This window comes from Paenibacillus sp. EB106-06-01-XG199 (assembly GCF_058791575.1).
In genome coordinates this window covers 148,520-164,306 of the sequence record NZ_JBYTDQ010000012.1, presented here as the reverse complement: position 1 = coordinate 164,306, position 15,787 = coordinate 148,520, and the positions used below count along the sequence as shown (strand labels likewise).

The 15,787-nt window shown below is 45.6% G+C and carries 13 protein-coding genes and 1 pseudogene; 2 read left to right on the top strand and 12 right to left on the bottom strand.

Annotated elements, in window-relative coordinates:
* Nucleotides 1-145 precede the first annotated feature (145 nt).
* The 6 genes and pseudogenes from AC3WT9_RS30300 to AC3WT9_RS30275 form a co-directional block, all read right to left on the bottom strand.
* Entirely contained in the window at nucleotides 146-1,528 is a 1,383-nt protein-coding gene (locus tag AC3WT9_RS30300; RefSeq protein ID WP_341378123.1) for an ABC transporter substrate-binding protein, read from the bottom strand.
* A 110-nt stretch (nucleotides 1,529-1,638) separates the two neighbouring features.
* On the bottom strand, nucleotides 1,639-2,463 hold the full coding sequence (locus AC3WT9_RS30295; RefSeq protein ID WP_341378122.1) for a carbohydrate ABC transporter permease: 825 nt from the start codon (nucleotides 2,461-2,463) through the stop codon (nucleotides 1,639-1,641).
* The gene (locus AC3WT9_RS30290) at nucleotides 2,460-3,317 is read right to left on the bottom strand and encodes a carbohydrate ABC transporter permease (RefSeq protein ID WP_445745026.1); all 858 of its coding nucleotides are present in this window, start codon (nucleotides 3,315-3,317) and stop codon (nucleotides 2,460-2,462) included. The genes AC3WT9_RS30295 and AC3WT9_RS30290 overlap by 4 nt, the downstream gene beginning before the upstream one ends.
* Nucleotides 3,318-3,624: 307 nt before the next feature.
* A complete protein-coding gene (locus AC3WT9_RS30285) occupies nucleotides 3,625-4,197 on the bottom strand; it encodes a GNAT family N-acetyltransferase (protein ID WP_341378121.1) in 573 nt (190 codons plus the stop codon).
* 315 nt (nucleotides 4,198-4,512) lie between these two features.
* Nucleotides 4,513-4,653: a hypothetical protein gene (locus AC3WT9_RS30280; RefSeq protein ID WP_445935383.1), complete on the bottom strand. Its 141-nt coding sequence runs from the start codon at nucleotides 4,651-4,653 to the stop codon at nucleotides 4,513-4,515.
* A gap of 8 nt (nucleotides 4,654-4,661) precedes the next feature.
* Nucleotides 4,662-5,005 (bottom strand): annotated as a pseudogene (locus AC3WT9_RS30275) (transposase).
* A gap of 321 nt (nucleotides 5,006-5,326) precedes the next feature.
* Between AC3WT9_RS30275 and AC3WT9_RS30270 the strand changes: the two are divergent.
* Together AC3WT9_RS30270 and AC3WT9_RS30265 are read left to right on the top strand one after the other, a co-directional pair.
* A complete protein-coding gene (locus AC3WT9_RS30270) occupies nucleotides 5,327-6,598 on the top strand; it encodes an ABC transporter substrate-binding protein (RefSeq protein WP_341091696.1) in 1,272 nt (423 codons plus the stop codon).
* 30 nt (nucleotides 6,599-6,628) lie between these two features.
* Complete coding sequence (locus AC3WT9_RS30265; RefSeq protein ID WP_341091695.1) at nucleotides 6,629-8,332, top strand: methyl-accepting chemotaxis protein; 1,704 nt, start codon at nucleotides 6,629-6,631, stop codon at nucleotides 8,330-8,332.
* Between the two features lie 327 nt (nucleotides 8,333-8,659).
* Here AC3WT9_RS30265 and AC3WT9_RS30260 read toward each other — a convergent pair whose 3' ends face one another.
* The 6 genes from AC3WT9_RS30260 to AC3WT9_RS30235 form a co-directional block, all read right to left on the bottom strand.
* A complete protein-coding gene (locus AC3WT9_RS30260) occupies nucleotides 8,660-8,782 on the bottom strand; it encodes a hypothetical protein (RefSeq protein ID WP_269322513.1) in 123 nt (40 codons plus the stop codon).
* A gap of 202 nt (nucleotides 8,783-8,984) precedes the next feature.
* Complete coding sequence (locus AC3WT9_RS30255) at nucleotides 8,985-10,379, bottom strand: helix-turn-helix transcriptional regulator (protein ID WP_341378120.1); 1,395 nt, start codon at nucleotides 10,377-10,379, stop codon at nucleotides 8,985-8,987.
* Nucleotides 10,380-10,596: 217 nt separating this feature from the next.
* Entirely contained in the window at nucleotides 10,597-11,958 is a 1,362-nt protein-coding gene (locus tag AC3WT9_RS30250) for an MATE family efflux transporter (RefSeq protein ID WP_341091691.1), read from the bottom strand.
* 21 nt (nucleotides 11,959-11,979) lie between these two features.
* The gene (locus AC3WT9_RS30245; protein WP_341091690.1) at nucleotides 11,980-12,639 is read right to left on the bottom strand and encodes a RibD family protein; all 660 of its coding nucleotides are present in this window, start codon (nucleotides 12,637-12,639) and stop codon (nucleotides 11,980-11,982) included.
* A 15-nt stretch (nucleotides 12,640-12,654) separates the two neighbouring features.
* The gene (locus AC3WT9_RS30240) at nucleotides 12,655-13,806 is read right to left on the bottom strand and encodes a sugar ABC transporter substrate-binding protein (protein ID WP_341378119.1); all 1,152 of its coding nucleotides are present in this window, start codon (nucleotides 13,804-13,806) and stop codon (nucleotides 12,655-12,657) included.
* Between the two features lie 19 nt (nucleotides 13,807-13,825).
* Nucleotides 13,826-15,763: an alpha-amylase family protein gene (locus AC3WT9_RS30235; protein WP_341378118.1), complete on the bottom strand. Its 1,938-nt coding sequence runs from the start codon at nucleotides 15,761-15,763 to the stop codon at nucleotides 13,826-13,828.
* Between the last annotated feature and the right edge of the window lie 24 nt (nucleotides 15,764-15,787).

The window sequence follows — 15,787 nt, the reverse complement described above, 5'->3', positions numbered from 1 at the left end:
GTTCCCTCCACCCGCATAGCGGGTGGTTTTTTGTTTCGCGCGTTTCACGCACTCAACTGGCTAAAGCCATAAAAAAAGAAGCCGGGCGTCTGCCCGGCTTCCACTTCAGCTGTCGAATGCAGCCCCATTCATTAACTGCGGATTTCTATTTCACCGTAGCATTGTACTGGCCGATTTTCTCGGTAATCTGTTTGCCGGCATCCTCCAGCGCCTGTTTAGGCTCTTTTTGTCCGTTCAGCGCTTCTTCAATCGCTCCTTCAACAATCTGGCGTGCTTCGGGGAATACGCCCATTACCGCACCCGAGGTCGCCGTTGAAGCACTCGAAGCATGAAGCTGGTCAACAGCAGTCTGGAACTGCGGATATTTCACCATATTATCCTTGAGCACCTGCTGCTCATAAGCAGCCTTGTTAATCGGGAAGTACCCGGTGCTTACACTCCATTTTGCCTGAACTTCCGGCGAGGCCACATATTTGATAAATTCCCATGCCGCCTTCTGCTGCGCTTCCGGTTTGTTGTTCATAATATACAGGCTGGCTCCTCCGACAATCACTCCGCCGTCCTTCGCTGAGGCAGGTTTCGGCAGGAAACCTGTGCCGACTTCGAATTTGCCGCCAGCCGCCTCTACCATATTGCGCAGTGAAGCCGTAGAGTTCAGTGTCATCGCTACCTGACCTGCCGCGAATGCGCTATCCGTATCATCTGTGTCCCGGCCCAGATTGGCGACTATTTTATCGTCAACCATCTTTTTCCACCATTCCAGTGTGCTTACACCGGCATCCGAAGCTAGCAGCGATTCTGTGGCAGCGGCGTCGCGCCCATTACCGTTATTAACATAATCAGCGTTCTGATTGGCAAACAGCTGCTCCATGAACCAGCCGTAGATGGCAATTGTTGCTCCGGCTTTACCGTCTTTGCTTAATGCTTTGGCAGCGGCTTCGAATTCCTCAAACGTCTTAGGCGGGTTCTCTGGATCAAGTCCGGCTGCTTTGAAAGCATCTTTATTATAATAAAGAATCGGATTGGACGTATTGAACGGCATCGCATTTAACTTATCGTCAATCGTATAGTATCGGATAATGTTGGGTTCCAGACCTGACAGATCAAAACCGTCCTGGTCGATAAACTGCTGCACCGGTGTGATCATCTTCGAATCAATCATAAACTTGCTGCCGATTTCATAGACCTGGATCAGATCCGGTCCGCTGTTCGAGCCGATGGAGGCTTTCAGCTTGTTCAAGCTTTCATCATATTTACCCTGGTACACCGCTTCCACCTCGATGCCGGTCTGGCTGGCATTGAAGTCGGAGACAATCTGATTAATCGCTTTTTCACCCGCACCGGACATAGAATGCCACCAGCTGAGTTTTACCGGAGCAGCAGCGGCACTGACTTCCCCATCACTGCCTGAGGAGGTGCTGCCGGCTGCATTATTGTTCTCATCTGCATTTGAATTGTTGCCGCAGGCAGCAAGAACCAGCATCAGGCTCGCAAGCAATGGAACCATACCCTGTTTGAATCGTTTCATTCTAAGTATCTCTCCCTTTTCCCCTATAATTTGGATTGAAGAAGCTATATACGTATTCATCATCTGCAATAAGCAGCTGACTAGCTTTTAGCTCTGCGCATCCCGGGCACTTATCCCTTCAGTGCACCGGCCGCCATGCCCCGGACTAACTGCTTCAGCCCGAATACCAGCAGCAGCAGCGAAGGCAGAATGGCCAGTGTGATTCCGGCAAATACCAGATTCCACGAGGTCGATTCCTGAAATTCAAGCATGGAGATTCCGATCTGCACCGTCCGCATCGGTTTGCTGTTCGTAACAAGCAGCGGCCAGAGATAGGAATTGTACATATTCAGAAAAGAGTAGACAGCCAAGGTGCCCAGTGCCGGTCTGGAGAGCGGCAGCATATGAAACAGAAAGTAGCGAATATGTCCGCAGCCGTCGATTTTGGCTGCCTCAAACAGCTCTTTGGGCAGCTGCATAAAGAACTGCCGCAGCAGGAAGGTGCCGAACGCCGTCGCCAGAAAGGGTACGGTCAGACCCTGATAAGTATCCAGCCAATCCAGGCTGCGTACAGTCAAATAATTGGGAATCATCGTCACTTCCCAGGGAACCATCATCGTGGCCACGAACAGGCTGAACATCAGTGATTTCCCTTTGAAATTCATCTGGGCGAAGGCGTAACCTGCCAGACTGGCGGTGATCAATTGGCCGATCATGACAATGCCGGATACCAGAAAGGTATTGCCAATAAAGGTGGCGATCGGAATAATATCGAACACTTCGCTAAAGTTCTCCGGATGAAAGGAATGCGGAACGATGGACGGCGGATAAGCGCTGGCCTCTTCCGGGGCCATAACGGCCATGAAGAAGCTGTAGAATACGGGATACAATACCAGTGCCGCCACCACAGTGAGCACACAGTAGCTAAGTAGTTGTCCTGCTTTTGGCTTTTTCATTGATAGTGCACTTTCCTTTCCACCCATTTGAACTGGATCAACGTCAGCAGCATAATAACCAGAAACAGCATCAGTGCCTGGGCGCTGCCCGTTCCGAAGCGGAAGTTGACAAAGGCTTCACGGTAGATGGAGTATACAAACACGTTGGTACTGTTCATCGGTCCTCCGGCGGTTAATATATTGATCTGGCCAAACGCCTGGAAGGCACTAATGATCGAAACCACGAGTACGAAGAACAAGGTCGGGGACAGCAGAGGCAGGGTGATCTTGCGAAATACCGTAACTGCTCCCGCTCCGTCAATTCTGGCACTCTCATAGATTTCGTCCGAAATACCCTGCATTCCGCTCGACAGAATGATGTAATTGAACCCGAGATTCATCCATACCGTCATTAATGAGATAGACAGCAGCGCAGTGTCCGGATTGACCAGCCATGCCACCGGCCTCATCCCGGCAAGCTCCAGCAAATAATTCAGCATACCCAGCGTGGGATGAAACAGGAATTTCCAGATCACTGCCGCCGATCCAACAGACAGCACCATTGGCAAAGAGAAGGTGAACTGGAACAACCGTTTGCCGCGCAGCTGCTGGTTGTGGGTAAGCGCCGCGAGCACAAGTGCAAGCAGCAGGCCGGTCGGGACCGTCAGGAGGGCAAACAGCGCCGTCACCCGGATACCGTCCAGAAATAGTCCTGAAGTGAAAAGGGCATTGAAATTGTCAAAGCCGACATACGCTGCGATTCGTCCCGCCGGGTCCGTACTGTGCAGACTTAAATATACGGATTTCAGCAACGGATAGAATAAAAACACACCGAACAGCAGCAACGAAGGAGCCAGGAACAGGTAGGCAAGCATATTCTCCTGAACCTTCAGCTTGCTTAAATATGCCGGTCGTAAGGGAACTCCAGCCGATGCCGCTTTTTCTCTTGCAGGCAGGGTTAATGAATTCTCCAGTTCACTCAAAATGGAAGCCTCCTAATGACCTAACAGTCCGCTTTTATCTTCTTACTACCTCTGCAAGTGTAAGGCTTGGATGTCAACGCAGCATCAGGAGGATGGCAAGCCAGCGTTAAAATTATATAAATTTTGTAAACGGAGAGATAAATTATCTCAACTATTTATACAAAAAAAGACCTCCCCGATTTCTCAAGAAGGTCTTTGCTTACACTTGTTGTTCTGCCGCTTTCTCCTGGTTCAGATTCAGCCATTCCTTACCAAGCACACCATAGGCAAAAGTATCATGCCATTTCGGCATACCTTGTTCATCGGTTTTAAAATAGCCCGTCTGGAGAAAATGCCCCTCCCGCCGCAGCTTCAGCCGTTCGAGCAGCCGCCAGGATGGTGTATTCCGCGGATCACAATGGGCGGTTACCCGTCTGATTCCTAGCGTATTAAAGCCGTACTCCAGCAATGTGCGGCAGGCTTCAGCCGCATAGCCGCAGCCCTGATACTCACGGTTGAACACGTAGCCAATCTCCCAAGTCTGAAACTCCTGCGGATGCTGCTCCTGAAAGTATAAGTTGCCGATAACTTTGCCTGAATCCTTCAGGCACACGGCCCAAAATGCCTGATCCGTGGAACGTCTGACCGCCTCAGCATGGCTGTCTTCTTCATTGTAAACACCATAAGGCTCATATTCTACAACCTCTTCGCAGGAGAGATATTCGTGCAAATCCTGCCCATCTTCTGCTCTGAATCTCCTAAGCACTAAACGCAACGTTTCCAAAACTTCCATTAATCCTCATCCTTTTGCATCTTTGATTATGAAGAGACCTTCATCTGCAATTGCTGCTCTATAATACCTCTGATGTTAGCCGACTCGCCTACATTCGTGAAACTAAATTTTAACTGCTTCTTTTACGAGGCAAGAATAAACCATAGTGAGTCGCCAATCGGCGGTAATGCTTCACTTTGCTGAAAAAAGTATTCGATCAGATGACGCTCTTTATAGAGTTTTTTGTCCCATTCTCTTTGTTCCCAACGATTCCTTTTACTTGGAATGACCGAAGTTGCAGACTGCTCCTTCAGAAGGTAAAAAAACTGAATGGTGTCATAAGCTGTCAGCCAGCACTTGCGTTCTTATTAAGTCCATCTGTTTTAGGATCTCGTAGCCGGTTATCGAGTCATGGGACTGTCCTCCGGTCAGCACAAAACGCAGCGGGTTGCCCAAAGCATCGACAACGGCGTGGATTTTGGTCGTTAAGCCTCCTCGTGATCGGCCAATTGCCTGCTGAAGCCCGCCCCATTTTGATGGACACGCACAATCGTTGCATCAATCATGATGCTTTCATAGTCGGGTTCAATCGAGAGATGCTCTAAAATCCGGTCCCAAATGCCGGCAATTTGCCAGCGCCGAAACCGGCTGTACACTGTGGACCAGGAGCCGTAGTATTCCGGTAAATCCCGCCAGGGTGCACCCACAGCATGGCATTCAGCATCTGACAATGGTCTTTCGGGGGTCTCCCTCCTTGTGGTTTTCGTTCCGGCGGCAGCAGGTCCTTGATCTTTTCCCATTGATTGTCACGGATTTCGTATCGTCTCATTATACTTACTTTTACCAAACTCTTACAAAACCCTAGTTTGCATAAACACCCTAGTCAGGAAAGTATAAAGAAAACGTCTTGATTCCATAGTCATATATTACCAAAGTAAATCCCTAATTCACCTAGGTAAATATGCCGATAAGTTAAAAGTGCTAGATTTTCGAAAAAACATCAGAAGGGATAGGGTTATTCGTCTTTGAATCCTATTATATTACAATTAGCTCGAACAACTTTCCTATAGTTTAAGCAAATAAATATTTATAGGACTCAGGATAATAGAAAATCCGTTAGAAATGTATTCATAATATGGAGGGAAACTTAATGAGAAAACAGCTGGGAATTTCACTCTCCCTGGCATGTCTATTAATGTTAATGGGGTGTTCAGCTTCCCCAACATCACTGAAGACAACCAAGATCACACTTCTAAATTCCAAAACTGAGATAAAAACTCAATTAGAGGAAGTAGCGAAACAATACAATCAAGAGCATCCTGGAGTAACTTTAGAGATAATATCCGCTCCGGAGGGTACGTCTGGTTATCAAAAGTTAATGTCAATGTACGGCTCAGGGAGCCCGGCAACTATGTCGATGCTTGATTCAGGGGACACACAGCAGTTTTTGGATAAAGCTGTTGATTTAAGTAAAGAAAAATGGGTAGCTGAAACGATAGACAATGGACTTGATGCTGTTAAGAAAAACGAAACTGTACTCGGCTTTCCATTTGCAGTTGAAGGCTACGGGTTAATATACAATAAGAAGGTACTCGACAAGGCGGTTGGGGGCTCTTTCGATGCTTCATCGGTAAAAAGTAGAAGCAGCCTCAACTTATTAATGACTAAGATCAAGAAGACGGGTGTAGAACCAGTCATGCTTTCTACGATGGATTGGTCACTTGGCTCTCATCTTTTAACTGTATCTTATTCTGTTCAACCCGGAGGTTTTTCAAAGTTTGTTAAGGGTATGCAGAATAATTCCATAGATATGTCTAAAAATGATGCGATGTCTGGGTGGGTACAAACCTTAGATTTGCTCAAAGATAACAACATTAATAAGAATTCGCCTATGGAAAATACTTATGACGGAGCAAAGGCCCTTGGAGAGGGAAAAGTAGGGCTTTGGTTTATGGGCAACTGGGCTTGGGGGGAAATTAAGAGCAATGATACAGCAAATGGGGAATACGGCTTCTTGCCTCTACCGTTAAACAATAATTCGGATGATCCTGTTAATTCTAAAATTACAGTTGGTGTAACAAAATATATAATCATCGACTCAAAAACCACCACTCCTAAACAGCAAGAGGAAGCAAAAAGGTTTCTTAATTGGCTCGTATTTGAAAAGCCCGGACAAGAGTTCCTAGTCAACAAGGCCAATACTATTCCTGCGTTCAAGAACATTTCCTTAGAGCCTGTCGATCCTTTGGGGAAATCGATCAAGGCGTATATCTCGGAAGGAAAGACATTACCGTTTATTACAACTCTTCCTCCTGATCATTGGGCCATCACTGGTGCATCTATTCAAAGCTACATCAGTGGGAAAATAGATTCGGCTGAGCTGTTGCGGCAAATACGTATTTACTGGAAAGCCCAACGGTGACATCGAGACCAGACATAGGAGGAAGAAACGATGTTTAGATTGACTTTAAAGAAAAAATTAATAAGTGCGGCGCTCGTATTAGTTATCGTTTTGTCACTTTCGAGTATTGTAGGTATCATAAAGATGTCGGATATGGGGGTGGCAGCAGATAAAGTTAATAAGCGCTCTTTACCTGCCGTTATTCTGCTTCAGGGTATGGACAAGCAGATAACAGAAGTTGACAGACTCACCGTTAGGATGATAATCGAAGATGATCCGGCAGCCCGAAAAAAAGATCAAGTTGACCTAGCAAAAGCGATAGGTTTAATGGAAGAGAGCGTAAACAAATACCAGAGTATTGCCTCCACAGTAGAGGAAAAAGAGCTGTTCACCAACTTTTATGGTCAGTGGGCAATGTATCTTCGGTATCTAAAAGTGGTTTCCACTGCGATGGAAGAAAATAATAAAGTGATGTCATACATGATCATACATGGAAATTCTGCTATTTATAATGCCGCATTAGACGACGTTAATAAACTTAGGCTACTCAATGAGCAATACGCTATGGATGCAGCTAATCTATCGAGTCGTTCTTACCAATCAGGTAAAATATTAATGATTTCCCTGACTGCCATAAGCACTATCCTTGGAATCATCGGTTCGCTTTTACTGGCTGCATCGTTCACTAAACCTATATTAAAGATCGCGGAACAAATGAAGTTGGTAACCAGGGGGAACCTGCAAGTCGAACCCCTTAGGGTCCGATCAAAAGACGAGGTCGGCGAGCTGGCGTCCGACTTTAATGTCATGTGCGAGTCACTGAGTAACCTTTTAAAAGAAGTGGTAGAAAACTCGTTACTGGTTGCCTCTACAGCAGAGCAGTTAACAGCTAGTGCAGAGCAGACAAGTATAGCCAGCGAGCAGATAGCCGTAAGTGTTACTTTAGTCGCAGAGGGATCGCAAACTCAGCTTGCAGATATAGCTGAAACGTTGAATATTACAGTAGACGTTTCTAATAGCGTCGAGAAAATAACTAATCGGTTTGCTAATGTGTCCGATCTCACAATCCAAGCACAGGAGAAGGCTAATAATGGTCAAGCCATAATTTCTTCCACTGTCTCTCAAATAAGAGATGTTCATAGCAAGGTAACTCAATCTGCGGAAGTAGTTAATATTTTGGGGGAAAAGTCTGCCGAGATTAGTCAAATTTCAACTATGATCAGTGACATAGCAGCCAGTACCAACTTACTTTCACTAAATGCGGCCATAGAAGCTGCAAGAGCAGGGGAGCATGGAAAAGGGTTCGCGGTCGTTGCCTTTGAAGTACGCAAACTGGCAGCACAGGCCAGTGAAGCAACGGGCAAAATCTCTTCTCTGGTCAACGAAATCACATTGAGAACCGACGAAGTTGTGATCTCAATGAATGAAGGGGTTCATTCACTAAATGAAGGTATGGTGCTCGTCGAAGGTGTGGGTACCGTATTCTCTGATATTGTTGTTGCTGTTGAAGAGGTCAGCGGTGAGGTGGACAATGCCGCTATTGAAGCAAGATCTGTAAGTGGAGGGACCGTTTCTATGCTGGAATCTATGAGAAAAATAGCTGAAATCTCTGAACGTGCAGCAGATTCTACTCAAATGGTAGCATCCGTTGTCGAGGAAACTACGGCAGCCATGGAGGAAGTTTCTGCCGGGGCCAACATGCTTGCCAAAAGGGCGGAAGAAATGAATCAAACAGTATCTGTTTTTAAGATTTAAAATAACTATTCAATAGTCGAGAGACTGACTGTAAAATATATTGTGTAAGCAACTCCTTCACAGCATTTCCACATCTAAAGGTATTCGAAATCGTTGTCTCCTACTTCTTCTGGCAGACCAAAGCCAGGGAGTGATTCCCACTCACTCGGAAATTGCCAGGCGTGCTGGAGTCAGCCATTACAATCAAAAACTGTCCCTCCCTGCAAAGGAAGGACAGTTCTCATACAATCTGCCGGATACTCAGAGGTTATGTAGGCTCAAATAATTGAAGAGATATTTAAAGACGGGTACTCGAATTCAACAGTTCCAAGGGAGGTGACAGCCTGATTATGCTCCTCCAACCTGATCATTAAGGATTACAATATGAGACGGATTTGAAGGCAATACCGGCAAAAATAAAATGGCTAAAAAACTGGTAGCTACTAACAACAAAGTCAGCTTCTTTTTCATTTTCCCACACCCTTTTTAATAAATTTGTGATACTGTGTCAGTAATTCAAACAACGCATACTCTTTAAATCTCTCAGATAAGCCTACACAAATGATTATATCACAATCTTTTCTTTTTGTTGTATATTTTCCCAAATAAAAACTGAGCATTTGACATGAATAGACAGTTCTCTGTATCAATTAGGCACTAGGATCTTGCAGTGCTAGATACTGCTAATAACGAGGTCAGCTTCTTTTTCATTTTTTTCCCACACCTTTTGAATAAATCTTTGATATTGTATCAATGTTTCAGGCCGCGCATATTCTTTAAAACTCTCAAATAAGCCTACACATTTGATAATAGCATTACTATTGTTTTTCGCACTGTATGATTCCATACTTTCCAATAAATACTTAAACCCTTCTGCATACATTGCTTTTTTAAGGTAATATTTTGACAACTCGTAACTAAACCGTGCTGTTTGTTCAGGAATGACCTGACGGGTATACACATCCGAAGCGAGATCTCGTTCATAAAAGACAATTTGAGACTCAAATTCATCTAATATGTAATCGATATCAAAAGAATACTGATTTGCAGCTTCAATAATATTAAGGAGCTCAGTAAAGATTTCTTTTTTTCCTTTAGTAATTTTAACAAGGTCAGAGATTACACTTTGATCTCCGCCTCGAAGCTTATTTATATAGGTATTGACTTGTGCCCAATGCTGGAATAATTCAACCCAATGTAACGTCTCAGGGTCTGTCTCTTTGACCCAACTAAGATCGGCATAAGCATAGGTGCATTCCAAGGCTTGCTGAAAATCCCCTCTGGCGTCCCATACACTTGCAAGAAGCAGGTTCGAATAGGCTATGTAAACAAAGAGCGGCAGGCTTGTCGCCAAGCTCTCTTGCACTCTTCCTTCTTTCCGGTGTTTGCTGTAATACTGTATCCGGGCCTTCCGGCCCATCTCTCTGGCAAGCTCCTCAACCTTGTCCCACCGCCGCAAAGAACGGTAAATATTCGCTAAATCTTTAAGTGCATCCAGCTGATCCTTCTCGTCTAACCGTTCGACAAACGGTTCAAACTGACAGGCCGCCTCAAAATTCTGAATTTGGTCATCTCCAATGCTAAGCGTGAAGAGACGGTATTGGCAAAAGGCCAAACGTTCGGAATGCTGGCGGATTTCACATCTGGCCACATTATTATACAGAATCGCAGCAGAATCATTCCATTTTCTCTTGAAAAAATCATTGGCAACATCAAAGAGCAAGGGTGCGTAGGTCAATTCCTCTAGAAGAATAGTAACCGTCTTCAGAACACAATCCAGTTTATTCAGTTCTGCGCAGCGGTAAAGAAACGGGCCGATTCTTCGCCAATTAGGCGTCGCTTCTATCATACTTTCCTGAATATAATTTTCGTAAAAATAACCCGCAGGCAACGAAAGCACCGCGGTCACCCTGTCAACCTGATCCACGCTCATTACCTTATTGCCTTTTAAAATGGAGCTTATAGATCCTACATTTATACCGATGGTTCTACCCAGATTACTCATATTCCAGCCTTTTTGTTTCATGAGGTTATCCAACTCGCTGCGGATCGTGGTTGTAGCTATCAAGTAAACCACTCCTTCAGAATCAACTCGTTGCAACATATGAGAGAAATTTTATTATATTACAAATATAACCATAGTTTTACCGTTGGTCAATTGAAATATATAATTCGTAGTTTTGGCATCATCGTGTATAATAGTAATCTATTTTTTTTGGCAATTCGGTTTCCATTGTATTGTAATAAAGCAAGACGGGGGATTTCTCCCCCGAATCCATTTCTTCTTATGCAGATATGTCAGCGACCAAATTTTTCATCCATTTTCTGGAGTATATTCGTATTAGTCCTATGCTAAGCCTAACCACTTCTTCCATAGACAATATCATATATACCAGAAATACAGGCTGTTTCCAGACAAACGACATTAATAATCCGGAAGGGACACCAATCAGCCATGTCGCAGTGGATTCCATCGCGAATACAAACTTACTGTCACCGCCGCTGTTGAGAATGCCGCCCGCCAAAATCATGTTGGCAACCTTTACCCACAGGAATGCAGCGAATACCCAAACCAGCCGGGTTCCCATGAGACGCGCTTCATCTGACACCTGAAAGATAGATACATACAAAGGCGCAAATACGGCAATCAATACGCCGATTCCAAGGGATACCAGAATACCCAGTTTGATAAACCGCTTTGAAAAGTCCAATGCCACATCCTGCTCGTCGGCCCCCAGCTTATTCCCAATCATGATGCCGGCCGCGCTAGAGAGCCCGGATAATAAACCGATACTTAAGCTCTGAAGCGGATAGGTTATCGTCATCGCGGTTATTTCAGAAGTTCCCATCCGGCTGTAAATAATGGCGTACACAGTTTCACCCAGCACCCAAATCAGCTCGGTCAATACGATCGGATACGTAGTGCGAAGGAACTTCCCCAGAAGCGTCCCGGATGCCCCGAACCAGTCGCGGATACGGGTTGCTCCGGGAAGACGAAGCTTATAGGCAGCTGCAATGATAAAGCAGCATTCAAACAACCGGGCGGTAAGTGTAGCAATCGCTGCTCCTTTTAACCCCCATTCCGGAAAGCCGAATTTCCCGAAGATTAGCAGATAGTTAAGTACAATATTAATACACACTGCAGCTATGCTGGTTATCATAGGGAGCTTCACATGTCCTGTAGCACGCAAAATAGCGGAATAGATCATTGTCAGCATAACCGGAATATAACTCAGAGAGATCACTTTCAGAAAACCGGACCCCTCTGTGATCAGCCGCTGGTCCTTAGTAAATAAGCTGAGACTGAATTCCGGGAAGAAATGAATGGGCAACGTAAAAATAATGGAGATGCCCATCCCTAGAAGCAGTCCTAATCCCAGCAGCTGCGCTGTGCTTCTCTCATCCTTCTTCCCCCAGAACTGCGCGGCATAAATGGACACCCCTGTCGCTAGTCCGGCCAATACTACAGTTATAATCCCGTATATTTTTATGGATATGCCTACAGAAGCAACGGCCACATCGCCGAGTTGTCCGACCATAAGCTGATCGGTTAAGGTTAGCAGAGCCATAATCAGGCTTTGCAGAGTTACAGGAATTGCTATTTTATAGATATTGCTATAAAAATCCGCCTTTGAATCTTTTAACATTACCGGGCCCTCCCATCGTCGTCACACAGCCTTCTGATAACGAAGCAGTGTATAGTTTTTTTGCGGGAGAACTTCCACAACCTTGAACTTCTTTGCAAAGCTCAGGTCATTATATCCCTTGCCGTCAACAAGCGTTATATTAGTCCCGCCTCCGATAATAATCGGCAGCTGCATTAAGATGATTTCATCTACTAAATCCTGGTCAAAAACATTCCAGTTTAGAAACCCGCCGCCTTCTATCATAATGCTGTGCACGTTGTAGCTAGCCTCCAGTTCACGGAACAAATCCACAAAATCCACTTTGTCCTCTCCGCAGATTAACACCTCTTTGTTCCTGTCCTTCAAAATACTTATCTTCTCAGGATCCTGGCCATTTTCAGTGGTAACGATCAGCGTTCTGCCGTTGTCGGCAAAAACATGGCTGTCCAGTGAAATATCCATATGTGAGGTGGGGATAATCCTCAGCGGGTTATTATTCTCCTCATACCGGTTTGTCAGCATCGGATCATCATATTGTATTGTATTTTTCCCTACCATAATAGCGTCAACTAAGCCCCTGAATTTATGAATATATTCAATATCAGGTTCCTCGAACATACTGAACAATTGTTTGCTGGACTGCCCCGCACCTAAAGTAAGCTTTCCGTCGATTGACACTTGGCTAAAAATGGTCGTTTTCATGGTTTTCCCTCTTCTCTATAGAGTTTGCTGTTTGCTGCGGCTGCTCACATGCTCTTCCATTAACACCAATAATCTCGCGGCGTCTTCTTGTGATAAATGTTTTAAGCCTGCGGAGATGGCATCCCAGACTTCCCTCATAATCGGCTCAATTGGCATGTTACGCGCACTTTCAAGGCAGGAAATCAGTGTAGCCCTGACCGGTGAGGCGGTAACCCTGATGTCCTCCAACACCCCGGTATGCACTGGAATCCGCTGTACCCGTTCCGCCCATTCCCGTTGGCTGCTTTCACTCAGCAGATAAGCGGCGAATGATAGTAGCTCGTCCGATTGCTCCGATTCCAACGAATTCTGCGGAAATACCAGACCGATGGATGAAGCCATTGAGACTGCCGGGTTGCCAATAATAGTCGGCAGCGCACCTACGAGCAATCTGTCTCGCATATGAAGGTCTAAATAATTGTAAATCCATTCCCCGCAAATGATGGCACCAATCTCTCCGGCGATAAAACGGTCCAGGAGTTCAGTGGAACCGTGAAAACTGCCAAGCACCCCTTGGGCCGTTTGCCGCTGAACGAACCGCAGAGCCGCTTCCATTTCCGGAGTTGACAGATCGGGTTTTCCTTCCTTCAGCGGCCAGCCTCCAAATGCAGTCAGGAATGGGATAAAGCAATAAGGGTCCGCCAGATCAGTGGCGGCTGGAACAATACCTTTAGCCATGAGCTCCTCCGCCTGCTGCTCAATCGCTTCCCACGAAGCTGGAGCCTCCGGATAGATTTCCGAGTTGCAATAAAGCACCAGATGATTGCCTTTTAGAATAGGAATACCATACTGTTTGTCATTCGACCGCATGGAGTAACGGATATCCTTATCAGAGAAGCCGGACATAGACCAGAATTTCTCCGGAATCTCCGAATACACGGCTCCTTCCCCGTATCCAGCCATGTCTGCCGGAACCAGCGCCATTTGTGGACCAGCTCCGGCAGTTTTTATCTGCTGCAAGCCAGCGGTCAGTTTAGAGATATTCATGACTTTCGGAATAATGGGAACACCGAATTCAGAGCTATACTCACGGCAGAGCTGCTCCAACACCTCTATGGAGGTATCTCCCTTCCCATCGAATTCATGCCAGATATTCAGTTGCTGTTGCTGTACGGTTTGTTTATCCATTGCAATCCTTCCTCCTTGGTCATTTGATCAGTTCCATTAATAGTACCAGCGCCTGATAAGGCTGCATCTCATAGGTTTCTTCGCTGCCAGGCTTGTTCCATCCGCCCTGTTCGCTTTCTATCAGCAGATTTGTCTTTTTAGACCCCGGATAGATAAGCTCAATCTTTAATGTCTGCTCTTTTTCCGGGTTCAAATTAAAACAAACGCTGAACAGCTCATCTTTCAAATAGTAAGAGTAGATCATAATATCGCCTTGTGAATCAGAAAGATAAAAGTTCGTTGGCTTCAGCAGATTAGAGTATTGTCTCTTTATCTGCTTTAATTGCTCCAGGAGCGGCAGCAGTGTGGATTCATTGGTCCAATTGATCGTCATGGTATTGAAAAAAGCTTTTGGAATATCTGCACCGCCGGTATTATCCCCGAGACCGCAATTAAGCGGCTGCTCCTCATATACTTCCATTCCTGTAGTCAGATAAGGGATTCCGTTCGGTAGGAAATAATTAAACACCGTCATGAGACGGGCCAGCTCCATCCCGCCCCGGCTTGTAATTCTTGGAGTATCTGCTGTTTCCGAGCAGGCAAATACGTGGATCTGCAACTCCGGAAGTTCCCGCAGGTACTCCTCCAAGCGTTCGACACGGATATCAGTCATGATGTTCCACCCGCTGCCTAACATCACATTGTATCCGGTTCTTGCCGCTTCACGGTGGTTGCGATTGAATAAATCCTCACTGATCAGAATCGCTGTTGGCTTAATATCTTTAATCACCTTGAACATAGATTCCTGTAAGGGAACCGGGAGCGTGTGTCCAATATCCATCCGGAAACCATCAATGTTATAGGTGTTCAGTTGGAAACAAGCTGCCTCTATCAGTGTGTTCCACAATTCCCGGTTCGGCTCCTCTCCAGGGTATACATTGCACTTGATCGTATCAAAAAGTACGTATGGCGGTTGCCCTTCAGGTAAATAAGACCGGACCAACGGAGAGGGATCATTGTATAGACGAAAGAAAGCTACATCTGTCCAGATTGGCTGAACATCATTAATCCAATCCGAATGTGCAGGGGCCGGGGTAATCCCCATCTCACGTTCGATCATCGGTAATATGGATTCGCCTGACTCAAGGGCGCGCCGTTTGAGGTCACTCCAAAGGACTGCATCCAGTTCATTCGGCGGCAGACGGAATTGGTTTAGAAAAACCCGGGTTTCATCACTGCGGTAAATGGTTTCCAGCTTATCCGGTGTACATTCGGCGAAGAACTCCAATTCGGCAATTTTCGGAGGCTGGAATCCCGGCAGCACGTTAAGATCAATCCAGTAAAACCAATCCGGGTGTTCTGCCAAAAACACATTATCTCTTGCACTCACCCGCGGGATTAAATCAAGTACTACTTTGATATCCAGCAAATGGCAGGCCTCAACCAAGGTCGCCAGCTCATCATGGATGGTCAGCTTCTCCATACCGTCCAGCAACGGATCATGTAAATTCTCATCTAAATCAAATAGGCTGTACACGGCATACGGCGAACCAATATCCCCCTTGAGATTCAAATGGCTGTACTGGGTTACAGGCAGCAAGTACAGGATATTGACATTCATTTTTTTTAGCATTGGCAACAGAATCATAAATTTCAGAAACGTTCCGGATTGGATATTCCCGGTATGGCTATAATCCCAGGCTGAAGTATAACGGAGTAAGGAGCAATAGATGACACTATTATCTAAATCTGTCTGCTCGATATTGACATAGCCCGAAGACAACTCAAGCAAGTATTGCAGATGCTTAACCATAAATCCTGCCGGATCAACGAGAATTTCGCCATCCTTGTTATCCAAGACCGACAAATAGCCGCACTCGTTCCACAAAGCGGGTATCCAGATGGGTTCCACTTTTTTAAATTGGCAGCCGGCAAAATATTCAAGCATCCGGTTTATTCTTTCATCCTGTCTGATCATTGAGCGCATCTCCCTATGAAAGTT